Source organism: Streptomyces sp. NPDC086777, from assembly GCF_040702065.1.
Classification (GTDB): domain Bacteria; phylum Actinomycetota; class Actinomycetes; order Streptomycetales; family Streptomycetaceae; genus Streptomyces.
Genome location: NZ_JBFBJI010000005.1, coordinates 148,271 through 173,675, shown reverse-complemented (window position 1 = coordinate 173,675; position 25,405 = coordinate 148,271). Strand labels below are relative to the sequence as shown.

The following is a 25,405-nucleotide window of genomic DNA, read 5'->3' as shown; positions in this document are numbered from 1 at the left end:
CCGCCACCAGAGCGCAGGCCGGCAGGGGCCGGTGTCATCACCGATCGGCAACCGGAGTCAGAACCCACCGGCGGCGCCAGTGCGGAGCATCAGCTGGTGGTCTCCCCGGGCCCGGATTTCAGGCCCCGTCGGCGTGGACCGTTCGTAGGTCAGGTGCGGTCGGTCCGGGGCGCCGACACCCCGTCCCGGCCGACGTTCACCTCTGTGTCCGCGTCGTTCGGGTGTCGGGCCGTTTCGAAGCGGATCCCTTGATCGGGCTCTGCGCGATGTCCCTTTCCGCTGCCTCGATGAGAGCCAGTACGGCGGCCGCCGCGGCCGCGCCGTCCCGGGCCTCGACGGCTCGCACGATGGCCCGGTGACCCGGCATCGAGGCTTCCACCGCACCGGGGGTCCGGGTGCTGACGAGGAAGCTGTGTTCCAGCGCGACGTCGACAGCCCGGCCCAGTGAGCCGAGGAGAGGGTTGCCGCTGGCGTCGAGCAGGGCTTGGTGAAAGGCGATGTCGGCCTCGATGTACCCCGTGCCGCCGGGCTCCGCCGCCGCGGCCTCCATGGCCGCCACATGGCCGTACAGGGCTCGGACATCGTCGGGAGTGGCCCGGCCGGCAGCGAGCCGGGCCGCTTCGGGTTCGACGATCCGGCGAAGTTCACCGGTGTCACGCAGCAGAGCCGTGGCGTTCTCGGCCTGTTTCCAGCGCAGCACGTCCCGGTCCAGGTGGTTCCACTGCTTCGGGGGCAGCACGCGTGTACCCGTGCGCGGGCGCACGTGCAGCATCCCCTTCGCCACCAGTGCCTTGACCGCCTCGCGCAGGACCCCTCGGCTGACGCCGACCTCGGCGGCCAGCGCGTCCTCGACCGGCAGCGAGTCGCCGGGCTTCCAGCCGCCGCCCACGATCCGTCGGCCGAGTTCGTCGACCACGCGCTGGTGCATGGTCGGGAAGTCCATCACGATGTCCGCCCACCCCCTGGACGCCATTCATCGAATCATTCAATGATTGCCTCACAGGGTAAGGCCTGCGGGTCCCCACCCCATGGCCACACCCGAAGCGGACCACGTCACAGCCACGGGAGTGTGTGCATGACCGACGGTCGAGAAGCCGGCAGCCGGAGCCAGGCATGGTTCGGCGCACAGGGGCGCAGCGGCATGGTGTACCGCTCCTGGATGCGCAACCAAGGGCTCGGCCACGAGGTGTTCGACGGGCGTCCCGTCATCGGTATCGCGACGAGCGCCTCCGAACTCGCACCGTGCAACACACATCTGACCCAGGTCGCGGAAGCGGTCAAGAGGGGAGTGTGGCAGGCGGGCGGGCTGCCTCTGCAGTTCCCCACCATGGCCACGGGCGAGACCCTCATGCGCCCCACCGCCATGCTCTATCGCAACCTCATGGCGATGGAGGTCGAGGAACTGATCCGGGCCAACCCCCTGGACGGCGTGGTGCTGCTGTCAGGCTGTGACAAGACGACACCCGCCATGCTCATGGGCGCTGCGAGCGTCGACCTGCCCGCCGTCATGGTCACCGGCGGACCGATGCTCAACGGAAAGTACCGCGGGCAGGACGTGGGATCCGGCACCCACGTGTGGAAGTTCGAGGAGGAGTTCAAAGCCGGCCGGATGACCGCGGAGGAGTGCTTCTTCGCGGAAGGGTGCATGGCCCGTTCCCACGGGCACTGCATGACGATGGGGACCGCGTCGACGATGGCCTGTCTGGCCGAGGCGCTCGGCATGCAACTGCCGGGGTCCGCGGCCTGGCCGGCGGTCGACGCACGTCGGATGGAGACCGCGCAGGCGGCGGGGCAGCGCATCGTTCGCATGGTGGAGGAGGGCCTGCGCCCCTCGCGGATCCTGACGCCGGAGGCGTTCGAGAACGCCGTCCGGGTGAACGCGGCCATCGGCGGTTCCACGAACGCCGTCATCCACCTCATCGCCATCGCCGGGCGCGTCGGTGTCGACCTGGGTCTGCAGGACTTCGACGACCTCGTCCGGGAGGTGCCGACCCTGGTCAACCTGATGCCCAGTGGCAAGTACCTCATGGAGGACTTCTGCTACGCGGGCGGACTGCCCGTGGTCATGGCCGAACTGCTGCGCGGCGGACTGTTGCACGGCGAAGAGATCACGGTCACCGGCCGCACCGTCGCCGAGAACACGGAGCACGCCGAACGCGCCGACTCCGACGTCATCACCGGCCTCGACGCCCCTTTCCAGCCGGCCGGCACAGGTATCGCCGTCCTCCGGGGGAACCTCTGCCCCGACGGTGCCGTGATCAAGCAGTCCGCCGCGTCCCCGCACCTGCTCACCCACCGTGGACCCGCGCGCGTCTTCGACACCCCGGAGGCGTACCACGAGGTGGTCGACGACCCCGAACTCGACATCGACGAGAACACCGTGATCGTGATCCGCTACGCGGGCCCCAAGGGTTACCCCGGCATGCCCGAGGTCTCCAACGTTCCGCTGCCCGCGAAGCTCCTGAAGGCCGGCGTCAAGGACATGGTGCGCGTCTGCGACGGACGGATGAGCGGCACCGGGTACGGGACGGTGGTCCTGCACGTGGCACCCGAGGCCGCCGTCGGCGGGCCACTCGCCCTGGTGCGCGACGGGGACTTCGTCGTTCTCGACGTCCCGAGCCGCACCCTGCACCTGGACGTGGACGACGCCGAACTCACACGCCGGCGGCTGGCGTGGCGCGCGCCGGCCGAGCGGTACACCGGCGGCTACACCTGGCTCTACACCCAGAACGTGCAACAGGCCCACGAGGGCGCGGACTTCGGCTTCCTGCGCGGCAACCGCGGACACGAGGTCCCCCGCGACTCCCACTGAGCACCGATCCAGGCGCCGCACACCTCGAATCCAGGAGAGCGTTGATCGTGGAACCGCAAGCAGCGCATCCGCGGCCGGTCCTGACCGCCGGAACCGTCCTGCCGGAGGACGCCGACCGAGCCGCGCTCGTCGCACGCGTCCATCACCCCGAGTGGGACGGACCGTGCGTGGCCGCGGTCCGGGGCGAGCATGTCGTCGACCTGACGGCCGTCGTACCCACCGTCTCCGACCTCATGGAACGCGACGACGCGGCGGCGGTCGTCCGCGATGCCGACGGCGGACACGTCTGGCGCCTGGACGACCTGCTCGGGGCACCGGTCGGCCGCCGTGACGTTCCGCACCTGCTCGCCCCGGTCGATCTGCAGGTGATCAAGGCCGCCGGCGTCACCTTCGCCCGGAGCCTGCTGGAACGCGTCATCGAGGAACGCACGGGCGGCGACCCGGCCCTGGCCGCCATGGTCCGGGATCGCCTCGGACAGGTGGTGGGCGGCACGCTCGAAGGCGTCCGCCCCGGGTCCCCGGAGGCGGCCAAGGCCAAGGAAGTGCTGGTCTCCGAAGGACTGTGGTCGCCGTACCTGGAGGTCGGGATCGGTCCTGACCCGGAAGTGTTCACCAAGGCCCCGGTACTGTCCGCGGTCGGTACCGGCGCGTACATCGGGGTTCTCGGCACCTCGGTGTGGAACAACCCCGAGCCCGAGGTCGTCCTCGTCGCGGACTCGCACGGCCGGATCCGGGGAGCGGCACTCGGCAACGACGTCAATCTTCGCGACGTGGAGGGACGGAGCGCCCTGCTGCTGTCCCGCGCCAAGGACAACAACGCCTCGTGCGCGATCGGCCCCTTCGTCCGCCTGCTCGACGACGGCTTCGACCTCGAAGCCGTCCGCGGTCTCGACGTCGACCTGCGGGTCGAGGGGACGGACGGATACGTGCTGCGCGGCAGGAGTTCCATGCGGGAGATCAGCCGCGACGTCATGGACCTGGTGGCCGCCACACATGGTCCGCACCACCAGCATCCGGACGGCTTCGTGCTCTTCACCGGAACGCTGTTCGCTCCCACCGAGGACCGGCAGGCGCCGGGCGCGGGCTTCACCCACGAGTACGGCGACCTGGTGCGGATCTCCAGCCCGCGCCTCGGCGCTCTGGTCAACACCGTCATCCCCAGCGAGCAGGCCGCGCCGTGGACATACGGTGTAGGAGCCCTGATGCGCAACCTCGCCCGGCGAGGCGTGCTGTGACGGAACCCCGGATTCCCGCCTGGCCACGCGAGCCTGGCGGCCATCCCCTGATGCCGCCGACACCGAGGTTCCCCGTCTCCGTCGCGCCAGGCCAGTACGGGGACGCCCCGGACCGCGCGTGCGCAGCGCCGCCGCGATGTGCGCTGCGCACCCGGGTTCACGCCTGGCCGACTGGCTCCTGGCGGATCGAGGCGTGCAGGCGCCTCGTGTGATCCACGTGACGAACGGTCCCGGTGAGCGTGACGGCGGCCGTCAGGCGTCGATCCGTGCTGGAGGCGGCCAACCACAGTTCCAGCTCACCCGGTTCGACGACCCGTCGCCCGTCGCGTCCGGTGAAGGAGGCGATGTCGGCCGGGACCGTGACGTGCAGACGCCGTGCAGCGCCCGGTTCGAGGTCCACCCGCGTGTATCCGACAAGGCGTTGCACCGGCTGGACGACGGACGCGACAGGGTCGTGGAGATAGAGCTGGACGACCTCGGTGCCGGCCCGCCCACCCGAGTTGCGGACCGTGAAAGCGAAGGCGAACTCGCCGTCCGTCGGTGTCTCCCGCACGTCCACGACCAGATCCGTCCAGTCGAACCGCGTATAGGTCAGCCCGTGGCCGAAGGCGAACGCGGGGGTCGGGTCGATGTTGGACACGTCGCTGGCGTGCGCCAGCCGGGCCCCGAGGTAGCCGGCCGGCTGGGAGCCCGGCCCGCGCGGGACGCTGACCGGGAGACGGCCGGAGGGATTGGTGCGGCCGCTGAGCACTCCGGCGATCGCGCGCGTGCCTTCTTCCCCCGGGAAGAAGGACTGCACGATCGCTGCGGACTCCTCGACGGCGCGGCCCAGAGCGTACGGTCGTCCGCAGAGCAGCACCGTGACCACGGGTGTCTCGAGGTCGAGGAGGGCGTCGAGCAACTGCTGCTGCGCACCGGGCAGCCGCAGGGTCGCCGCGTCGCAGCCTTCGCCGCTGGTGCCGCGCCCGAAGAGCCCGGCGCGGTCACCGAGCACCAGCACGGCGACGTCGGCCTCGCGCGCCGCCCCGACCGCCTCGCCGATATCGAGGAGATCTCCGTCGTCCACACCGGTTCCGCGGGCGACCGTGATCTCGGCGTCGGGAAACTCCTCGGTGAGAGCTTCGCGAAGCGTGGGCAACTCGATACCGAGGGGGGTCGCAGGATGGTGCGTGCCGATGTGCTGGGGAAATGAGTAGCAGCCCAGTACGGCGACGGGTTCGTCGCTGTTGGGGCCGAGCAGGGCGATACGTCGGGGCCTCTCCAGAGGCAGGGTGCCGTCGTTGCTCAGCAGCACGACCGCCTTCTCGGCGACCGCACGGGCCAGCGCGCGGTTCTGCGGTCCGTCCAGGTCGATCCGGCCGCGGAGCGCGGCCGGATCGACCAGGTCCGCTCCGTCGAGTGCGGCGGGGAAAGGGCTCCAGTCGGGGTCGAGCAGCCCGAGCATCGCCTTTTGAGTGAGCACTCGGCGCAGCGCGCGATCGACCAGCGCCTCCGGCACACGGCCGTCGGCGACGGCTTCGGTGAGGGGTACGCCGTATGCCCTGACATTGGGGAGTTCCACGTCGATGCCCGCGCGCAGTGCCGTTCCGGCGGCGTCGTCCCAGTCGGCCGCGATGCCGTGCAGGGTTCGGAGGAAGGCGACGGCGAAGTAGTCCGAGACAACAGTTCCACCGAAGCCCCATGTGTCGCGCAGCAGTCCGGTGAGCAGTTCCTCGTCCGCCCCGGCGGGCATGCCGTCGGTGTCCGTGTAGGCGTTCATCACGGACCGGGCGCCGCCTTCACGGACCGCCATCTCGAAGGGGGGCAGCAGCACGTCGGCGCGTTCACGGGGTCCTACGGAGGAGGGCGCGAGATTGCGCCCGGCACGCGAAGCGGAGTGGCCGACGAAATGCTTGAGGGTGGCGACGATCCCGGCGGACTCGAGGCCCTGCACGTAGGCGGTCCCGATGGTGCCCACGAGATAGGGGTCCTCGCCGATGGTCTCCTCGACGCGGCCCCAGCGGGCGTCGCGCACGACGTCCAGGACCGGCGCGAGTCCCTGGTGGACGCCCACGGAGCGCATGTCCTGGCCGATGGCGGCCGCCATGCGCCGCACCGTGTCCGGATCGAAGGTGGCGCCCCAGGACAGCGGAACGGGATAGGCCGTCGCTCCCCATGCGGCGAAACCGGCCAGGCACTCGTCGTGGGCGAGAGCGGGGATGCCGAACCGATTCGTGGCGGCGACGCGGGTTTGGGTGCGAGCCAGGGAAAGTGCGCCCAGGGCGGGGTCGACCGGGCCTGTGCCGAAGGGGCGGGTCAGCTGGCCCAGTCCGTCGGGCAGCAGCGCGTCGAGATCGACGGCTTCCTCCATGTCGTGCTGGTGGGGGGCTACTTCACCGCCCTGATCGGAGGCGCCCACCCACACTCCGTACAGTTGGGCGGTCTTCTCCTGCAAGGTCATCGCGTCGATCAGGGCGTCGACCCTGGCGGTGACAGGGACGGTCGGGTCGTTCCAGACCGGGACGGCGGGGGAGTTGTCTGCAGCCACGTGGGAATTCACTTTCCTCCCATGCCTGTCGGCCCCCTGAGCGGGGACCGATGGGCGAACGGGTAGACGGGCGGAGCTGGGTATGCACCCGGATCGCGGGGCGGCCCGGCGGCACGACGTAGTCAACGGCCGAAGCCGGCGGTCAGACCGCTCAGCAGTTGCCGACGGGCGAACGCGTACAGGACCAGGACGGGCAGCGTGGTGAGGACGACCGCGGCGAGGACGGCAGGGACGTTGACGCCGTACTGGCCCTGGAAGGTCCAGAGCGCCAACGGCAGGGTTCGACGGTCAGGACTCTGAGTGAGGATCAGCGGCAGCAGGAAACCGTTCCAGATGGTCAGTGCGTTGAAGATGGTCACCGTGATGATGGCCGGCCGGGTGAGGGGTGCCGCCAACCGCCACAGTGCGGTCCACTCGGAGGCGCCGTCGATACGCATCGAGTCGAAGAGCTCTTTCGGGATGTCCCGGACGAAGTTGCTGAGCACCAGCACGGACAGTGGGATGGCGAAGGCGATGGACGGGAGGATCAGCGCCAGCAGACTGTCGTACAGGTGAAGCTTGATGATGATCAGGTAGACCGGAATCACCGTGGCCTGGAGCGGGATGGCCAGACCCATGAGGAAGAGCCCGTTCATCACCCGCAGGATCCGCATGCGCCAACCGCGGACGACCGCGTAGGCGGCCATGAAGGAGAAGACGACCGCCGGGAGGACTGCGCCGGCCGTGACCACGACACTGTTGAGGAAATAGCGTAGGAAGTCGGACTCGACGACCAGCCGGTAGTTGTCGAGTGTGGGGCCGGCCGAGGGCACCAGGGGGTTGCTCGTGTAGTAGCGGCTCTGCGCCTTGAGGCTGGTGATGAGGGTCCAGTACAGAGGTACGGCGACGACGACGAACCAGAGCCATCCGGCAAGGCCACCGACCCAGTTGCGCCGGCGGGCCGGGTGCGGGAAGGGCCGTTGCCGCCTGCGGAGGGTGGTTTCCCGCGGTCGGCGCGGCTCGGTCACCGTGGTGGGCACCTCAGGCCCCCTCGAGCTGGCTCGCTCCGGCATCCCGGCCCCCCAGCCGGCGCAGCAGCAGGGCGAGGGCCAGGCCGATCAGGACCAGGATGACCGCGATGGCGCTGGCCGGTCCCATCAGGCTGGCCTGGAATCCTCGCTTGTACATGTCCAGTGCCAGCACGCGGGTGGCATCGCCGGGGCCGCCTTCGGTCAGGACGAAGATGAGGTCGAAGAAGGTCAGGGATCCGACCACCATGAGCGTGGACGAGGTGACGATCGTGTATCTGAGCTGCGGCAGCGTGATGCTGAAGAACTGCCGGACCTGTCCTGCTCCGTCCAACTGCGCCGCCTCGTAGAGGGACTTCGGGATCTGTTGGACGCCGCCCTGGTAGATCAGTGAATGGAACGGGATGAACTGCCAGGAGACGACGAACACGACGACCCCGAAGGCGAGGCCCGGCCTCCCCAGCCAGTCCTGGCTGAGCGCCTGGATCTTCAGCCCCGCCCCGAGCCCGAAGTTGGGGTCCAGCAGCGCTTTGTACGCGATCGCGATCGCCGCGGAGCTGAGCGTCAGGGGAACGAAGTACACCACGCCCAGCACCGCTCGATAGCGTTGACGGCCGGCCAGGAACGAGCCCAGCAGAATGCTCACGGGTGTCTGAACGGCCCAGGACACCGCCATGACCAGAAAGGTCACCCAGAGCGCGTGGGGCAGTCCCGGATCGGTGAGGACCGCACGCCAGCTGGCGAGGCCCGAGAGGTGGATCGCGCCGATCCCGTCCCATGTGGTGAAGCTCAGCGCGAAGACACCGACCAGCGGAATCACCGCGAAGGCGACGAACACCACCAGCGCCGGCATGGCCAGCCAGGTCAGGACGCCGGGGGACCCAGGACGTGGCGGATGGTCGTGGAGTGCACTCATTTGCCGGTGACCTCGTTGAGGTTGCGAGCGAACTGCTGCGGCGATACGGACAGCTGGAACAGCTTGACGATGTTGTCCAGCAGGGTCTCGGCGGCCGTCGGGCGGAGGGCCTGGTCCCAGGACTGGCCGAATACCTTGGCCTTGCTGGCGATGTCATAGGTGAACTGCAGGAAATCGGCACTCTTCGAGGCGGCCAGCAGCTTCTCCGTGCCCAGCCGGATGGGAACGGACCCGTTGTCGATCCACCTCTTCACCTCGGCGTCCTGGAGGACACCGGTGGCGAAGAAGTCCTTCGCGATCTTCTTCTGCTCGGCACCCGCCTTCGAGGAGACGGACAGGTACTGTGCGGGATTGCCGACGGTGTCGCTCGGATCTCCCTTGCCGCCCTCCACGGGCGGGAAGGTCATGTAGCCCAGCGCGCCGCTGGAGACGAAGTCCCCGCCGTCCGCCTGCTGGATGCCGTACGACCAGGCGCCGTGCAGCATCATCGCCGCCCGGCCGGTGTAGAGCAGTGCCTGGTCTGCGTTGGAGTCCGCGGTGATGGACGAGAAGCCCTTGACGAACCCGTGGGCCCTGACAAGGTCCTGCACCTTGGTCAGCGCGTTGATGGCGTCGGGGTTGGACCAGGCGTTCTTCTCGCCTTCGATGATGGCCTGGAACACCTCGGGACCGCCGATGCGGTCGAACAGGAACTCCAGCCACATCATGTTGGTCCACCGGGACTGGCCGCCCAGGGAGAACGGCGCTATCCCCTTCGCGTTGAACCTGGGCACCAGCGCCATGACGTCGTCCCAGGACTGCGGCGGTTGCGCGTGGATCTGGTCGAAGGCCTTCCTGTTGTAGTAGAGGATGATCGGCTGGACGGTCTCGCACGGCATCGCGTAGATCTTGCCGTCGACGGTCGCGGCACCGAACGAGGACGGGAACAGTCGCTTCTTGACCTCGGAGTGCTCCTCGAACCACGAGGTGAGGTCCTCGACCTGGCCTGCTTCGACGTAGGTGCGCAGCGTCCCGCCGCCCCAGCCCCAGATGATGGTGGGCGCCTGGCCGGCACCGATGGCGGTCTTGATCTTCGTCTTGTACGCGTCGTTCTGGAAGGTGGTGCCCTTGATGTGCTGCTTGGGGTGGGCCTCGTTGAACGCGTTCACCGCACCGGTTCTGACGCCTTCCTGCGGCTGGCCGTTCAGATACCAGTACGTGGCCACGCCTGCGCCCTTGCTGGGGCCGGACGATCCGCAGGCCGCCAGTGCCGCGGAGACCGGTACGCCGGTGGCCAGGCCAAGGAGGGTGCGTCGGGAGAGCGCCATGTCTTTTCTCCGCACTCGAGAGCCGTCGGCTTCTCGCGAGTCATGGTGAAAACGTTTCGAAATCTCTTTCGCAGAGCTCTGGTTGTGCAAATTAGGTTTCGAGCTGACGCAGTGTCAAGATGTGTGTAGGGATGTTGTCAGTGGCTCTTGAGCTGGATCTGTTGGGGCGACATGGCGTGAAGAGCATCCGGTGTCAGACCGAAACAGTTTCGAAAACGTTCGTCGGAGTGTGGGCGGTTCGCTGGTTGCCGCACTGTCGGCGCAGGTCACTGGGTGCCGACCGGAGCCGGTGCCCCGGGTGCAGGACGAGGACGAGACCCCCTTGCCGAGCCGCTGCGGAACCCCACAGCGGCCCGGTCTGTGATCGTCCACGGGACGGCGGATGGGTCCCCGCCGCAACTGGCCCACGCGGAGCATGCGTTCGCGGGGGATCCGGGGGCTTGCCCGCGCACGAGGCCGACCACGGGCTTCGTCGTGGCCCCGGTGCCCACGGACACGGAGTGGGTGACGGCCCTTGCCGCCCGTAGGCCGGCGCCGTACCGGACGGAGACCCGGCCGTCCGGTCCAGCTCAGGGCCGAGACTGCCGTACTGTTGACCGGTTCCACCCGTGTCGCCGGCTCGCCCGCCGGCTCGCCCGACGGGTGGACTACAGGTGAGAGGAACCGATGCGACCGAACGCCAGGCGGACCACGTTGGCGGACATCGCCCAGGCAGCCGGGGTCTCCGTCGCGACCGTGTCCAAAGTGCTCAACGGCCGCGGTGACGTGGCGCCGCACACACGCACCCGGGTGCAGGAACTACTCCATCAGCACGAGTATCTCGCACCCGTGCTACGCCACATCGAGGCTGTCGAGAGTCCCACCATCGAGGTGCAGTTCAAGGGCGCGCTCAAGTCGTACGTGGCCGAGACCCTGGAAGGGATCATCGATTCCGCTGCTGAGCTGGGAGCCTCGGTCGTGATCAGCAGGGCGTCCCGTGCCCCCCACTGGGCCCGCGACCTGGTCTCGGCCGGACGGCGGGCCGTTATCGCGATAACCAGCGTCTACACCACGGCACACCTGAACGAACTGGCCCGGTCCGGGCTGCCCCTGGTCGTGCTGGACCCGCTGCACCTGCCGGACGGCCGGGTCAACAGCGTGGGGGCGACGAACTTCGCCGGAGGCCTGGCAGCGACACAGCACCTGCTCTCACTGGGCCACCGCCGCGTCGCGTATCTCGGCGGACCGGCCATGGCCGTGTGCAACCAGGCAAGGATGCACGGCTACCGCGCCGCGATGGAGGCGGGCGGAGAGCAGGTCCCCGACGTCTACATCCGGCCCGGGGAGTTCACGTACGAGAGCGGATTGCTCGGTGCCACGGCGCTGCTGGATCTGCGTGAGCCGCCGACGGCGATCTTCGCGGGCAACGACGAGATCGCCCTCGGGGCCGTCGAGACCGCTCGCACCCGAGGTCTGCGTGTTCCCGAGGACCTGAGTGTGGTCGGCTTCGACGACACGAGCCTGGCCCAGATGGCTTCACCGCCACTCACCACAGTGCGCCAGCCTCTGCGCGAGATGGGCAGTGCGGCCCTGCGCACCGCCCTTCGGTTGGCCAACGGGGAGAAGGTCGAGTCCCATCACATCGAACTTGCCACCGAGCTCGTGGTCCGCACCTCCACCGCACCGCCCCGCGCAGGCACTCAGGCGCGCGGGTGATCGCGGGTGAGAGGCGTCCGCCACGCGTCCTCGGCGCCGGCCGGTTCGACGGCCCGGGCGGGAGACGGGGCACTGCGGGTGACTGCCGCCTACGCCCGGCGTTGTGCCGTTGCGTCTGTCCGGCACATGACGTGCAAGACAACAGACGGATAACAGGGGGCAACGAAGCCGCCCCCGGCGCGGTCTAGTCCGCCATGAAGATCTCTTTCCTGCTCCACAACGCATTCGGGATCGGAGGCACGATCACCACCACTTTCAACCTGGCCCAGGCACTCGCCGACCGGCACCAGGTGGAGATCGTCTCGGTACTGCGGCACCGGGAACGCCCGGACTTCGCCCTGGACCCGCGGGTGTCGTTGAGGCCGCTGGTGGATCTGAGACACGAGAAGGAACATCCTCTGCATCTCAAACCGGCTCGGGTGTTCCCCGCCGCCGAATACCGCTACCGGCAGTACAGCGAACTGACCGACCTGCGGATCGGCGAACATCTGGCGCGGACCGACGCCGACGTCGTCATCGGCACCCGGCCGGGGCTCAACGTGCACCTCGCACGCCAGGCGCCGGAGCACGTCGTCCGCATCGGGCAGGAGCACCTCACCCTCGACAACCACTCGCCCCGGCTGCGCACCGCGCTGCGCCGGGCCTACCGCCGGCTCGACGTGCTGACCACGGTCACCGAGGCGGACGCCGTTTCCTACCGACGCAAGATGCGCCTGCCCTGCGTCCGGGTGGAGGCCCTCCCGAACAGTGTCCCCGACCCGGTGCTGCCCGCGGCGGACGGCACCGCGAAGGTGATCGTCGCCGCCGGCCGACTGGTCCCGGTGAAGCGCTACGACCTCCTCATCGAGGCGTTCGCCCCGGTCGCAGCCGCCCACCCGGACTGGCGACTGCGCATCTACGGCAAGGGCGCGGAACAGGCGCGGCTGCGCCGGCTCATCGAGGACCTCGGCCTGAGCGACCGTGTCTTCCTGATGGGAGCGGCCGCACCCATGGAGGCGGAGTGGGTCAAGGGCTCGATCGGCGCGACCGCGGCCGACTTCGAACCGTTCGGCATGACCATCGTGGAGGCGATGCGCTGCGGTCTGCCGGTCGTCAGCACCGACTGCCCGTACGGACCCGGCGAGATCATCGAGGACGGCACCGACGGCCGGCTCGTCCCCGTCGCAGACCGCGAGGCGATGAGCGCCGCACTGCTGGAACTCGTACAGGACGAGGAGCGGCGTCGGCACATGGGCCGCAGGGCACTGGAGAACGCGCGACGGTTCGGCCCGGTACCGGTCGTGGAGCAGGCCGAGCGCCTGATCGACGAGGCCATGGCCGCACGCGGGTCCGGGCGAGAGGTGTCCGCTGAACGCGGACGGATACAACACGCCCTGGTCAGCCGGGGCTTTGCCGCACGCGACGTCGCGTACACCGTGGCGTCAGGCGCGCTGCGCACGGTACGGAGGGGAAAGCGATGACCACCGGACAGAGCACGACGGCCATGGCCGACCTCCGCACCGACTGCACGGCAGACACGGACGGCCGCCTCACCTTCTCGCTGCGGGCACCGTCGGCCACGGGCCGTCTGCTGCTGCGGCTGCGCCCCGAGGAGGGGCAGCCCGAGGAGGTCCTGCACGCCCTCGACCTGGAGCCGGCGGCGGACGGCCGACCGTGCGCCGTCCTGGAGCCGGGGCCCGTGCTCGCCGAGGGCCGGTGGGACGTCTACCTGGTCCCCGAACCCGGCGCGCCACGGCAGCGACTGCGTCCCGGACTGCGGGACCTTCGGACCCTCGTCGACGGCCACCTGCGCGACTGGCCGGCACCGGTCGCCGTACGTGTCCCGTACGTCACCAGGAACGGCTACCTGGCGTTGCGGACGTGGCTGCGCACCGCCCACGCAGAGGTCGAGGGCGTCGATGTCACGGACCGCTCGATGACCGTCAGGGCACGGCTGCACGGCGCCACCGTCGGTGAGGCCCCGGCCGTGCTGCTGCGCGTGCGGGGCGGCGACACCGGGCGGACCGTCGTGCCGGTGGCCGAGAAGGACGGCCGTGGGTTCTCCTTCACCGTGGACTACGGGGAGTTGGCCGGCGACGCCGGTCCCGGGAACCGTGTCTGGGACCTGTCCGTCAGGGTCGACGGTGAGACCTCCGTCCGGATCGGCCGTCTCCTCGACGACGTCGCGGACCGCAAGGACATCTTCGTTCTCCCCGCGGCGGTGATCGGCGGCGTGGTCGTGCGGCCCTACTACACGGTCGACAACGCTCTCTCCGTACGTGCGGACAGGATCTGACCGTACGTCTCCTGCGGTCGTTCCCCCGGATCCGGCCGTGAGTTCGTCGGCAGCGGCCGCACTCGGTCGGTCACTGGTGGGGAACGTGCCCGGCAGGCGCCTGGAGGCGATGCGGCACCGCTGTGTCGAGCGACTGTGCACCAGCCTGAGACCGGGCGGCAGTGGGTCACGGTGTCAGGACGATACGCCCGAAGACCTCGCCGGCATCCATCCGCCGGTGGGCGTCCGCCGCGGCTTCGAGCGGGAGGACGGCGTGGACGACGGCGCTGAGATCGCCTCGCGCCGCGGTCTCGAACTGGTCGGCACGTACCCGGGCCAGGTCAGCTCGCGGCACCGTGTCCAGACTGAAGGTCGCGACCGACACCGACTGCCGGAACCGGCTCAGCAGCGCCGACCCGAAGTCCGCCGGAGGAGGCCCGGCGACGAGGCCGACCAGCACCAGTCGACCCTTGGGTGCGAGCCGCGCGAGGAACGAGGGCAGCGCCGGCCCGGCGACGACGTCGACGATCACATCGAAGTCGGCCGGCTCGGGAGCGCGCGTACTGTTCCCGTCACGGTCGAGCACGTGTGTGGCGCCGTACTCCTTCAGCCGCTCGCCCCGCTCGGCCGACGACGCGGTCACCGCGACTGCCCGTGCGCCGGCTCGGGCTGCGATCTCGACGGCTGCGATGCCGATGCTGCCGGCCGCGCCACGTACCAGCACGGTCTCGTCCTTGGCGAAGTGCGCCTGCTGCAGGGCGAAGTGCGCCACCGGGGCCGCGCTGCCGAGTGTCACCGCGTCGACGGGCGTCAGGTCGGCGGGAAGCAGCGTGACGTTCCCGATCCTCGCGACCGCGTGCTCGGCGTAGCCGCCGGAGACGCCGGTGAACGCCCAGACGCGTCGGTCGAGCCACGACGCCTCGACGCCTGCTCCCACGGCCGTGATCGTCCCAGCCACCTCGCTTCCCGGCACCAGACCGTCGCGAGACATGGCCGGGCCGAGTGCACCCAGCGTGCCGCGTCGGATCACCGCGTCGACTCCGCCGACCCCGATCGCCGCGGTCCGGATGACCACCTCGCCTGCGCTCGGGCTGGGGACAGGGACATCGACGACCTCCATGCCGTCCGGGCTGCCGAAGGCACGGATTGAGACTGCTCGCATGCATTGCTCCTTGCTGGTTCGAGCCGGTTGACTCCCGTACGATCGAACGTAACCGGACGCATGCGTCCACTTGCTGTTGTGAGAGGGATCGCCTGAAGGATGACTCACCTGCTGCGTGTCGACGCGAGGGAGAATCGCGACCGTGTCCTCGCCGCGGCCCGGGAGCTCTTCGCGGAGTCCGGGCTGGAGGTGACGATGCGGCAGGTCGCCAGGCGTGCGGACGTCGGGCCCGCGACCCTGTACCGCCGTTTCCCGACGAAGCGGGACCTGGTGCTCGAGGCGTTCGAGGAAGAGCTCGCCGAGTGCAGCTCCATCGTCTACGACGGCACCGCCGACCCGGATCCGTGGCGCGGGTTCTGTGACGTCGTCGAGCGCACCCTGCTCCTCAACGCCCGCAACCAGGGCTTCACAGACGCGTTCATGTCGGCGCACCCCGACGTCCTCGACCTCGCGGCACACCGCGAGGAGCTGGGCCGTGTCGTCTCGACCATCATCCGCCGCGCGCAGACTGCAGGTCGGCTACGTCCGGACTTCGTGTTCGATGACTTCGTCGTCATCCTCCTCGCCGGCCGCGGACTCACCGCCGCACCCGCCTCCACGCGTGACGCGGCAGTACGCCGTTTCGCCGCTTTCATGATCGACGGCCTCCGCGTCGCCGACGCTGCGTCAGACACCCGGATCAGTAGCGCGTAGGGAGAAGGGTGTTCGCCGGGTCGGCCACCCCGGCGTGATGTCAGGCACGCGGCTTCAACTTGACCAAGCGGACGGGCTGGGCATCGACAAGGAATTCATCGATCTCGGCGCTGCAGCCGTCTGGGGCGACGTGGATGTCCAGGATGCGTGGTCGTGGCGGACGCCTGGGAGGTCTTCCGTGAGGCGGAACGGGCGCAGCGGCCCGGGGGACGACCGAAGGGTGGACGGCGGCGGCGACGCCGGAGCGCCGCTCACTGCAGCCAGCCGCGGCGGGCGGCCTGGGCTGCCGCCTGGAAGCGGGTGGCCGCGCCCAGTTCGGTCATCAGGCGATGGATACGGCGCTGGGTGGTGCGCTCGCTCCAGCCCTGGGTGCGGGCGATGGCCGCGTCCGTGCAGCCGGATGCGAGCAGGCCCAGAAGGGCACGCGTGTCGGCGTCCGGGCCGTCGCTCCGCGCGGCCGGCGGGCTGGTGTCCCGCAGCGGGGTCGCACGTTCCCACTCGGCCTCGAAGAGCGCTTCCAGCGCGGCGAGAATGGGCGAGCGGTGGATGAGATAGGCCACGGAATGGCCGCCCGTGGCGAGACTGAAGGGGATGATCGCCGACCGGTCGTCGGCGATCACCAGTTTGAGCGGCAACTCCGCCCGCACCCTGGCTTCTTCACCGGCCCGCACGCTCGGCAGGATGTCGTCGCGGAGCCGGCCCGGCCACGCCACGGCGGCCCGGTCGTAGATGACGCGATGGGCGACACCGGTGTGCTGCCGCCGGCGCTGGTTGTCCAGATCGCTGCCGGGGCGGTTGACATAGGGGGGCCGGTCGAAGGCGCGTATCCGGTGCTGGGCGCTCCCGGTGAGCCGCTGGAAGGCCGAATTGATGTCCTCGTGACCGGTGAGCAGTTCCACGGCGATGCTCGGGTCGCTGATCCGGTTGGCCTCGCGATGCGTCTCGGCGAGCTGCCGGACCAGGGAGCGGGCCGTGTCGAGCCGGCGCTCGCTCTCCCGGATGAGCTCGGTGACGGCCACGTCCGGAGCGGCGGCCGTGAAACGAGGCGGGCGGCCCGCCGACCTGATCGCGAGGCCGTTCTTCACCAGGGCCGACAGATGACGGCCGGCCACCGCCGCACCCATGCCGCAGGCTTCGGCGATCTCGGAGGCGCTACCCCGGGGCAGCCCGACCAGGGCGGTGTAGACCAGCTGCGATCCGTCGCTGAGGCCGACGACGTCAAGTTCCAATTCCAGCTCCGGTATCCGCTTTCCACCGGCCGTCACCTGCCACGACGCGGCCACCACGCCATCCTCGCGCACGGTCCGCTCCCGCCCGCGTCCGCCCCTGGGCCAAGGGCGGACCGCGTCGCCCCGCGGCTCCCGTGGCCGATCGCTGCCAGCTGACGGAAGTCCGCCACGGCCCCCACCTTGTGCCGGCTCCCACGGGTTGACAGATTCCCCAGGCGTCGGCGCCGTTCAGACGGCCGACGCCCACTCTTTCCCCGATCTCCTCACGCAAGAAGTGGAGTGCCCATGAAACGGCGGAGACGAGCGGTCGCTCGTGGCGTCGGAGCCATAGCCATCGCGGCCCTGCTGCTCGGCGCGCCCGTGCAGTACGCGGCCGCGTCCGGAGCGGCTGCCACGGCGTCCGGTACCGGCTCGAAGGACGCGCTCGCCGCGCCCGCCCCGTCAGCCGTGCCGGGTGCCTCCGCGCTCGGTCCCCTGGGCTCCTTCCTGAAGCCCGATCCCGTGCGGACCAAGGCGGACAGCCCCCACCAGGTCCTCGTGGTGCTGGGGCCCGACGCCCAGGTGACCGGCGAACCGAAGGGCGCGCGGAGCGACCTCCGGGTCCGCACCCCGCTCACCTCCGACGCCGGGGTGAACGCCGCCCTGCGACGCGCCCGTGCCGTCTCCATCCGGCCCCTGGTCCCGGGACTCACCGCCGCGCAGGGCCGCGCACTGCACACGGCCGCCCGGGCGAAGCTCGGCGCCGGCGCAATCGACCTGTCCAAGGTCCAGGTAGTCCAGCTGGCCGGCGGCGACGCCACCGCCGCCGCCCGGACACTGGCCGCCACACCGGGCGTCGTCTACGCGGAACCCGACCAGACCGTCTCGCCGATGAACACCGGCGCCGTACCCCTGCGCGCACCGGGAACCGCGACCGCGGCCGGCGGCGCCGACGTCGACGGACGGGACACGCCGAAGGCGGGGCACAGCGGCACGACCGGCTCCGACGGGATCCCCGGCAACGCGGCCCTCGCCACCTCGACGCAGAGCTTCCTCAACGCCGGCGGCGTCGACGCCACCGGTGCCTACAGCCTGCTCAAGCGAAAGTTCGGCCAGTTGCCGGGCACCGGAGAGACCATCACCAACGTCTCGATCGGCGACCTCACCGACGAGTCCACGCCGGACCTCGGCTCGACCGGTCCGACGACCGTCCTGCGCGACGGCCACCGGTACCTGGACGTCCCCACCATGCCGCTGATCCCCACCTACACCGCGGACGCCACCGGTGCCCTCGACCCGGCCGGCTCGACCCAGGGACAGGACCCGGCGCTCGGCGAGGTGCTCCTGGACTTCTCCGTGATGTCGCCGCTCCCGCACGAGGCGCAGCGCCCGGGGATGCAGGGCAGCGGGGACTCCGATCTGCTGGGCATCGCCCCGGGCGCCAAGTACCGGCTCGTCGTCCCGCAGGAGCCGACGTTCAGTCAGATCGCCGTCGCCCTGCTGGCCGCGGCCCGGCAGACACCACGGCCCGACGTGATCACCGCCAGCCTGGGCTACGGCACCGACGCCTACGGCATGCCCGGCCGCTATCTGGAGGACGACCCCGTCCAGCAGTCGGTGATCGCCTCCATCGTGCGGCAGTACGGCATCACCGTCGTCGTCTCGTCGAACGACGGCACCCGCCTGTACACCAACGCGGCCGTCGGACCGGACGGCGGCAGCACACCGACCGACGTGACACGCAAGCCCGCCGACACCACCCGTATCGACGACGACCAGATGTCGACCACGCCCACCCGGGTCCTGGATTCCGGGGCGATCGCCGCGGGCGGCACGACCACCGACGACACGCTGTCCGTTCCCCCGCAGGACGGCGGCGCCGCCTCGACGGCCGGCACCTGGGCGACCACCCGGCTCAACGGCTCCGGTGTCTTCTCCTCGGGCTTCGGCACGCGCGTGGACGTCTCGGCGCCCAGTGACGGCATACCCGCCTTCGAACACCAGGGGCAGACCGCGCAGTCCGTCGCGGAGGTCCTCAGCGGCGGCACCTCCGCCTCCGCCCCCGAGATTGCGGCCGCCGCCGCGGTCGTCCTGCAGACCTCGCGGCTGACCGGCCGGCACCCGTCACCCGACGACGTGCGCTCGCTGCTGGCACGGACGGGCCGCGCCGTCCCCACGCCGCCGCAGATCGACCGGCCACTGCACGTGGGCCCGCAGCTCGACGTCACGGCGGCCGTCCAGGCCGTACTGGCCGAGGCACACGGCCGAGCCACCGGCACCGGACCCGCCGGCACCGGAGCGGCCAGGATCGTGCGGCTGTCCGTGGCGCATCGCCAGACCATCGGCGGCCTCGGCGGCAGCTTCCTGGAATCCACCGATCCGGGCCGCATCGACCTGGCGGGACCGGGCACGGGCTCCGGTGCCACCGGGGAGGGCCTGGTGGGACCGGTGACGATCGGTGCCGACGTGACCGGCCTGACGGGAGACAAGGGCATCGAGTACGTGCTGCGCATCGGGAAGCGGGAGTTCACCTCCGCCACTCCCGCGGTGCGGCTGACGCCCACACAGATGCTCACCGCGGCGGGTCTGCCCGTCACCGCCACGACCGACCGCCGACTCTCCCTCACCTTCGAGGTGCGCCGTGGCCGCCAGGTGCTCGCCGCCGCGCGCCACGAGCTGACCTTCGGCCCCACCGACGGGGGATACGACGAGGCACTCGCCCCGGTGGTCCAGCCCGTGGTCGGGGCGGGGCACTCGGTGCGGGTGCGTTACGACCTCACCGGAGTGCGCAACGTCAGCTCGCCCGAGCTGGTCGTGTCGGGGGTCGGCCACTTCAGCCCGGCCGCGGCTCCCATCTTCTCCGCTTCCTACCGCGTCCCGCTGACCGCACCGAGCGGGACGGTCACCGTCCCGGCCGGCGCCTTCACGGCGGGCGGCGGCATCTACGGGATCGGCGTCGTCCAGAATCCCACCGGCGGCGCCAAGGGCGTGCCGTTGTACGGGGAGTTCGCCTCGGTCCGGGTCGACGGCGGAAGCATCGCGCAGCGCCCCGACGCACCGGCGCTGGGCGCCGAGCCGTCCGGGGGGCCGTCCGCCGGACCGTCCGCCGGGTCCGGACATCTGCTGGAGATCACCCGGGCCGCGCCCCGGTTCTCCGTGAGCTACGACGTGTCGCGGGTCAAGGGCGCGTCCGGCACGCTCCTGGAGTTCTCCGCCCCCGGCCCGAACATGTACGGCTCCTACAACCTGGTCAGCAACCAGAACGGCACCGTCCGCGACCACGACGGAGTGGACAGCCCGGCCACGCTGCACCGCTCGTTGAAGGGCACGCGGGGCACGGCGAAGTTCGACGCGCAGGCGCTCAGGCTGCCCTCGTCCACCGCCTACGACGTACGGGTCTTCGCCCTCGACAGGAACGGCGGGATCCTCGGACAGGCGTCGCCGACGTCCTTGCTGGCCTACGACGACGGACCGGCCCCGGACGGCACCAACCTGACCGACTTCGCGATCGTCCCCGGAGGAACGTCGGTCGCCTCGGTCGAGAGCCCCACCGGAGAGGGCTCGGTCTACGACTACGACGCCGCCGACGGAACCTACGGGCGCAAGCTCACCGGCGACCCCGCCTACGGCTCGATCTACGAGGTGTTCGGCGTCGACTCCTCCCACCACGTACTCGTGCTGCACAAGCAGACCACCACCGGCGAACAGTGGCTGGAGACCTACGACACGAGCACCGGTGACGCCGTCGGACGTCCCGCCCGCGTCGACGACCAGTACGTCGTGACCGGCGGACAAGTGGACGACAAACGCCATCGGGCCGCCGTGCTGGCGTCCCGCGTCGGGGACCGGGCGGGCTTCGTCCTGCCCGTGGACACGGCGACCGGCACCCTGGGCACACCTCTCCAGCTCGACTCCGCCGCGGTGGGCGGCGCCCCCTACGGGCTGCTGGAGCTGGACCGGACGACCGGTGTCTTCACCGCGCAGAAGACCGGGTCCACCGTCAACTGCCTGGCCGCGAGCGGCTCCGGCACGGTGGCGGAAGTCGACCTGGAGACGGGAACGGTCACCCAGGGGCCGGGCGGAACTCCGTGCGCCGGAACCCTCGCCTCCGATGAAGAGGGCCACCTCTACGAGACGTGGTACCACTCCATCAGCGTCAACTTCCCCGGCACCGGGTATCTGGCGCCGCTGGGCGGCGGTGACCCGGTCGACGTGGGGACGGCACAGGCACCCGTCGCCCTCGCGGTCGACGGCCGGCACCACCTGGCGCTCCTCGGCTTCCGCTACCCGGACCTGCAACCCACGGGAGGCTTCCAGCAGTACGGCTTCACCGACAACAACGCCACCGGCCGCATCGCCGTCGTCGACCTGAGGACCGGCAGGACGGTGGAAACGGTCAGCGGCGTGGAGTACCCACAGTTCGGGGCCTACAACGGACGGCTCGACTCGCATCACGAACGCGCCGTCCAGCTCGACCCGGCGACCCGCACGGGCTGGACCTACGCGGGCGACGGCAGCCAGATCCAGCAGTTCTCCTACTGACCGGGTCCACCGGTCGGCCGTCAGGGTCCGCGGGCGGCTCGAAGCGCCCGTGGACCCGCCGCACAGCGGCGAGCGTACGGCTCGCCGCTGTCCGGGTGGGGCGACGGTCAGGGAACGATGTACTGGGCGGCGCGGAACAGCTCGTACCACTCCGCACGGGTCAGGGGGACGTCCGATCCGAGGGCGGCGTCCGCGACGCGCTGCGGGGTGGTCGTGCCGATGACCACCTGCATCCGGGCCGGGTGGCGGGTGATCCAGGCCGTCGCGATGGCAAGGGATGGCACCCCGTACTTCGCCGCCAGGCGGTCGATGACGGCGTTGAGCTCCGGGTGGCGCTCGGAGCCGAGGAAGGGCCCGTCGAAGAATCCGGCCTGGAACGGCGACCAGGCCTGCACGGTGATGTCGTGCAGTCGGCAGTAGTCCAGGAGACCGTCGTCACGGCTGACCGACTGGTCCAGGCCCTGCATGTTGGCCGCGACGCCCTGCGCGACGAGCGGGGCGTGCGTGATCGACAGCTGGAGCTGGTTCGCCACCAGCGGCTGACTGACATGGCGGCGCAGCAGGTCGATCTGGCGGGGGGTGTGGTTCGAGACGCCGAAGGCCCGCACCTTGCCCGCCGCGGCCAGGTCGTCGAAGGCACGCGCGACCTCTTCGGGTTCGACCAGGGCGTCGGGACGGTGCAGCAGCAGGATGTCGAGGTAGTCGGTGCCGAGAGCCTTGAGCGAACCGTCCACCGACTCGACGAGGTGCTCGTAGGAGAAGTCGAAGTACGGGCCTTCGCGGACGATGCCCGCCTTCGACTGGATGATCAGCTTTTCGCGCTGCGAGGGGCTCAGCCGCATCGCCTCGGCGAAACGGCGCTCGCAGCCGTGCAGTTCGCTGCCGTACACGTCGGCGTGGTCGAGGAACGTGATGCCGGCGTCCATCGCGGTGGCGAGGAGTTCGCGTACCTCGGCGTCGCTCTTGTCCTGGATGCGCATCAGGCCGAGCACGATGTTCGGGACGACCATGTCGGTGCCGGGCAGTTTGAACGTCTTCACGATCGGGTCCTTGTCCATCAGTGGGTGGGCGGTGCGGTGCCGGGCACCTCAGGCCGCCGACAGGCGGGAAATCTGCTCCGCGGTGAGCTCGACGTCGGCGGCGGCCGCCGAGTCACGGATGCTTTCGGGGCGGGAGGCCCCGGGGATCGGGACCACCACGGGCGCCAGGGCGAGCTGCCAGGCCAGGGTCACCCGGTAGACGCTGACGCCGACCTCGTCCGCGACCTCGCGGAAGGTGGCCTGCTGCGCCGAGAGTTCGGGCGCGTTCGCGATGCCGCCCAGTGGGCTCCAGGGCAGGAACGCGATCCCGAGTTCGGCGCAGTGCTCCAGCTCGCGCAGACTGGAGCGGAACCTCGGCGAGAACTGGTTCTGGACCGAGTCGAGGCGACCGCCCAGGATCCGGTTCGCCTCGTCGATCTGGTCGACGGTGGCGTTCGAGATGCCCGCCATGCGGATCACGCCCTCGTCGAGCAGGTCACGGATCGCGCCGATCGAATCGGCGTACGGGACCCGCGGGTCGGGACGGTGGAACTGGTAGAGGCCGATCGCCTCGACGCCGAGGCGCTTGGCCGACTCCTTGGCGGCCCGCTTGAGATAGGCCGGGTCACCGTTCACGGTCCAGCTGCCGTCGCCGGGCCGCAGGTGACCCCCCTTCGTCGCGACCAGCACGTCGTCCGCTCCCCGGCCGTACGTGCGCAGGGCCCCGGCGATGAGCTCCTCGTTGTGTCCTACCTCGGCGGCGTCGCGGTGGTACGCGTCCGCCGTGTCGACGAACGTGACACCGGCGTCCAGCGCGGCGTGGATCGTCGCGATCGACCTGCGGGCTTCGGGGCGGCCCTCGATGGACATCGGCATACCGCCGAGCCCGATCGCCGAAACCGTCCGTCCGCCGATCGTGCGTTGCTTCATCGGACGTTTCCTCCGGGGTGTGGAAGACAGGTGGTCGAGGTCTTCCCGTACGGAAGGCCTGCTCGGCCGAGCCTAGGAATCGATGATTCAGAGGTCCAACAGTTGTTGGTCATGACATTGAGAAAGGGAATCGCTGAATGTGTCCGGCGCGTCCACGTCGCCGCCCCTGCCGGACGCCCGGACGGTGTGTGCGGCACCGTCCCGCCGCACGGGTACGGTTCGTCGCGTGGACGCTGAGGTGGAGCTGGACGCGGACGGGTGGGAGTCGCGGCACCGGGCCGTGTGCGGGTGCGGCGCCTGGGAGCGGGCCTGTCGTCAGGGGGGCCTGATGACCGCGTGGTACCAGGAGCAGGATCTCCTCTTCGGCGCGTCGGCGTCCCGGCGGCACGTCGCTGATCCGGGCGCACGCGTGAAGTGGCCGTGGGGGAGCGGCCCGCACACCCTTGGTCTCCTGCTGTGGCGCACCGCCTACGACGCCGGGATCCTCGTCGACGAGGTCCCCCTGGCGGATGTCCTGCGCCACTGCGACCCCGCGGCCGCTCCGCCGGCGGCGGGCCCGATGCCCGATGCGGCCCGCGACGGCGGGATCGGGGTGGGCGGCGTCGAGGCGGTGGCCAGGGCCAGAACCGTCCTGCTCGCCCATCTCACCCCCGAACTCCCGCGGGCCGCCCCGGCCGGAGTGCGGCCGGTGGCGACGGTCGGCTACCGCGTCCGGGAGATCCTGGCGACCCCCGACTGGGAGCGCGGCGACTGGCCGGCGGTGATCGCGCTGGCCCGGCAGGCGATGCGGCGGGCCGACGTGCTCCGGGAGCAGGGGACCTGGCGGCCCGGCGCCCGGGAGCGGTCCCTGTACGGCCGCCTGTCCCTGGACCGGGAACCGGCCGCCGTCACCGGCGCGCGGGGTGGCCGGGCCCCGGGCTGGCTGGCCCGCGCGACGCATCTGGTCGTCCTCGCCGACGTGCTCACCGGGGCCGCAGAGGCGATGCCGCGCGACGACGCAGGAACCCCGGAGCCGCCGGCGCAGGCCCTGGAGGCCACGGCTCGCGCCTGCGCCGAGCTGCGGACCAGCACCGAGGAGATACGGCTGCTGTGGGCGGCCGAGCGGCAGGAGCCGCGGGATGCGGCCGACTGGGAGCTGTCCCGCGTACCGGAGACCCTGCGGGTCCAGACCGAGGAGACGCGGGAGCTGGTACGGACGCTCTCGGCCTTCCTGTGGGAGCTGGCGTGCGCGTGACCGGCCGGTGCGCGGCACCAGGGGGGTGGGGCAGGTACTGCCCGGCCGCACCGCTCAGATGAAGTCGCCCCGTCGCTCCACGGGGTTGACGGCGTCGCGCCGCTGCTGCGCCGCGCGGGCCGCCCGCGTCGCCGCCTCCTCGCGCAGGTGTGCCTGGCTCTGCAGGGTCATCATCGACCCGAGCGGATGGCGGCCGGTCATCGGGTTGTCCACGCAGGACCGGTAGAGGGCGGCGGCGCGTCCGGTGTCCTGGTAGAGGGTGCGGTAGAGCTCGGCGGCACGGTACTGGGCGTAGGGGTGGCCACGCTCGGCGGCCGCCAGGAAGTGCTCCAGCGCGTGTTCCGCGGGCGTCCGGGTCAGCGGCAGCAGCCGCTCCAGGTACAACTCGCCCAGGGCCAGCATGGCTTCGGGTTCGCCCAGCCGGGCCGCGGCCCGGTAGTGGCGGGCTGCGTCGTCGAGCGACTGGGCCATACCCGCCTCGGGGCAGCCCTGGTGGTACAGCGTGCCGAGGTAGTAGGCCGCCCGCGGCGATTCGGTGCTCCGCCGCAGCAGCGGTACCGCGATCGCGTAGTGGCCCTGCAGATAGGCGATGTGCCCGAAGAGTTCAACGGCGGCGTCGTGACCGGCGGAGGCGGCGGTCTCCAGGAAATAGGGGGCCGCGGCGCGGTGCTGCGCGCTGTTCCAGCAGTGCAGACCGATCTGGTAGTGGTCCTCGGCGCTGGTCGGCTCGCGACCGTCCACGGTGAAGTCGGTTCCCTGCCAGTGCGCCACGTCGCCGCCCCCTCGCCCCGGCCCGCCGCGGCGGGCATCCATGGGTCATTGTGCCTCGCGCGCAGGCACCCCGGGAGCCCGGTGCCTGCGCGC

General features: G+C 70.7%; 18 protein-coding genes. 8 read left to right on the top strand and 10 right to left on the bottom strand.

What is annotated here, in order from left to right; all coding sequences use genetic code 11:
• Nucleotides 1-196: 196 nt before the first annotated feature.
• Nucleotides 197-973, bottom strand: coding sequence for a FadR/GntR family transcriptional regulator (locus AB0472_RS09710; RefSeq protein WP_366354931.1), 777 nt, complete (start codon nt 971-973; stop codon nt 197-199).
• Between the two features lie 102 nt (nt 974-1,075).
• Here AB0472_RS09710 and AB0472_RS09705 point away from each other — a divergent pair, with 102 nt between their 5' ends.
• A complete protein-coding gene (locus tag AB0472_RS09705; RefSeq protein ID WP_366354929.1) occupies nt 1,076-2,812 on the top strand; it encodes an IlvD/Edd family dehydratase in 1,737 nt (578 codons plus the stop codon).
• 47 nt (nt 2,813-2,859) lie between these two features.
• Nucleotides 2,860-4,047, top strand: coding sequence for a fumarylacetoacetate hydrolase family protein (locus AB0472_RS09700; RefSeq protein ID WP_366354927.1), 1,188 nt, complete (start codon nt 2,860-2,862; stop codon nt 4,045-4,047).
• 157 nt (nt 4,048-4,204) lie between these two features.
• Here AB0472_RS09700 and AB0472_RS09695 read toward each other — a convergent pair whose 3' ends face one another.
• From AB0472_RS09695 to AB0472_RS09680, 4 genes are all read right to left on the bottom strand, one after another.
• Entirely contained in the window at nt 4,205-6,586 is a 2,382-nt protein-coding gene (locus tag AB0472_RS09695; RefSeq protein WP_366354925.1) for a glycoside hydrolase family 3 N-terminal domain-containing protein, read from the bottom strand.
• A 110-nt stretch (nt 6,587-6,696) separates the two neighbouring features.
• The gene (locus tag AB0472_RS09690) at nt 6,697-7,593 is read right to left on the bottom strand and encodes a carbohydrate ABC transporter permease (RefSeq protein ID WP_366354923.1); all 897 of its coding nucleotides are present in this window, start codon (nt 7,591-7,593) and stop codon (nt 6,697-6,699) included.
• Nucleotide 7,594: 1 nt separating this feature from the next.
• The gene (locus AB0472_RS09685; protein WP_366354921.1) at nt 7,595-8,497 is read right to left on the bottom strand and encodes a sugar ABC transporter permease; all 903 of its coding nucleotides are present in this window, start codon (nt 8,495-8,497) and stop codon (nt 7,595-7,597) included.
• Entirely contained in the window at nt 8,494-9,804 is a 1,311-nt protein-coding gene (locus tag AB0472_RS09680) for an extracellular solute-binding protein (RefSeq protein ID WP_366354919.1), read from the bottom strand. The genes AB0472_RS09685 and AB0472_RS09680 overlap by 4 nt, the downstream gene beginning before the upstream one ends.
• A 666-nt stretch (nt 9,805-10,470) precedes the next feature.
• Between AB0472_RS09680 and AB0472_RS09675 the strand changes: the two genes are divergently transcribed.
• From AB0472_RS09675 to AB0472_RS09665, 3 genes are all read left to right on the top strand, one after another.
• Nucleotides 10,471-11,499 carry a LacI family DNA-binding transcriptional regulator gene (locus AB0472_RS09675; protein ID WP_366354917.1) on the top strand — a complete coding sequence of 343 codons (1,029 nt, stop codon included), beginning with the start codon at nt 10,471-10,473 and terminating at the stop codon, nt 11,497-11,499.
• A 194-nt stretch (nt 11,500-11,693) separates the two neighbouring features.
• Entirely contained in the window at nt 11,694-12,959 is a 1,266-nt protein-coding gene (locus AB0472_RS09670; RefSeq protein ID WP_366354915.1) for a glycosyltransferase family 4 protein, read from the top strand.
• Nucleotides 12,956-13,774, top strand: a complete 819-nt coding sequence (locus AB0472_RS09665; RefSeq protein ID WP_366354913.1) for a transferase — start codon at nt 12,956-12,958, stop codon at nt 13,772-13,774. The genes AB0472_RS09670 and AB0472_RS09665 overlap by 4 nt, the downstream gene beginning before the upstream one ends.
• A gap of 166 nt (nt 13,775-13,940) precedes the next feature.
• On the opposite strand, the gene AB0472_RS09660 is transcribed toward AB0472_RS09665, so the two are convergent.
• Entirely contained in the window at nt 13,941-14,915 is a 975-nt protein-coding gene (locus AB0472_RS09660) for a zinc-binding dehydrogenase (protein ID WP_366354911.1), read from the bottom strand.
• 99 nt (nt 14,916-15,014) lie between these two features.
• Between AB0472_RS09660 and AB0472_RS09655 the strand changes: the two genes are divergently transcribed.
• Nucleotides 15,015-15,608 (top strand): helix-turn-helix domain-containing protein, encoded by a 594-nt coding sequence (locus AB0472_RS09655; RefSeq protein WP_366354909.1) that lies wholly within the window; start codon nt 15,015-15,017, stop codon nt 15,606-15,608.
• A gap of 251 nt (nt 15,609-15,859) precedes the next feature.
• Here AB0472_RS09655 and AB0472_RS09650 read toward each other — a convergent pair whose 3' ends face one another.
• Nucleotides 15,860-16,909 (bottom strand): helix-turn-helix domain-containing protein, encoded by a 1,050-nt coding sequence (locus AB0472_RS09650; RefSeq protein ID WP_366354907.1) that lies wholly within the window; start codon nt 16,907-16,909, stop codon nt 15,860-15,862.
• A 213-nt stretch (nt 16,910-17,122) separates the two neighbouring features.
• Between AB0472_RS09650 and AB0472_RS09645 the strand changes: the two genes are divergently transcribed.
• Nucleotides 17,123-21,358, top strand: a complete 4,236-nt coding sequence (locus AB0472_RS09645) for a S8 family serine peptidase (protein WP_366354905.1) — start codon at nt 17,123-17,125, stop codon at nt 21,356-21,358.
• 107 nt (nt 21,359-21,465) lie between these two features.
• On the opposite strand, the gene AB0472_RS09640 is transcribed toward AB0472_RS09645, so the two are convergent.
• Together AB0472_RS09640 and AB0472_RS09635 are read right to left on the bottom strand one after the other, a co-directional pair.
• Nucleotides 21,466-22,398, bottom strand: a complete 933-nt coding sequence (locus tag AB0472_RS09640; RefSeq protein WP_093508572.1) for an aldo/keto reductase family oxidoreductase — start codon at nt 22,396-22,398, stop codon at nt 21,466-21,468.
• 48 nt (nt 22,399-22,446) lie between these two features.
• Nucleotides 22,447-23,307: an aldo/keto reductase gene (locus AB0472_RS09635; RefSeq protein ID WP_366354903.1), complete on the bottom strand. Its 861-nt coding sequence runs from the start codon at nt 23,305-23,307 to the stop codon at nt 22,447-22,449.
• 226 nt (nt 23,308-23,533) lie between these two features.
• Between AB0472_RS09635 and AB0472_RS09630 the strand changes: the two genes are divergently transcribed.
• Nucleotides 23,534-24,541, top strand: a complete 1,008-nt coding sequence (locus AB0472_RS09630; protein WP_366354901.1) for a hypothetical protein — start codon at nt 23,534-23,536, stop codon at nt 24,539-24,541.
• Nucleotides 24,542-24,595: 54 nt separating this feature from the next.
• Here AB0472_RS09630 and AB0472_RS09625 read toward each other — a convergent pair whose 3' ends face one another.
• Entirely contained in the window at nt 24,596-25,312 is a 717-nt protein-coding gene (locus tag AB0472_RS09625) for a hypothetical protein (protein ID WP_366354899.1), read from the bottom strand.
• Nucleotides 25,313-25,405 lie beyond the last annotated feature (93 nt).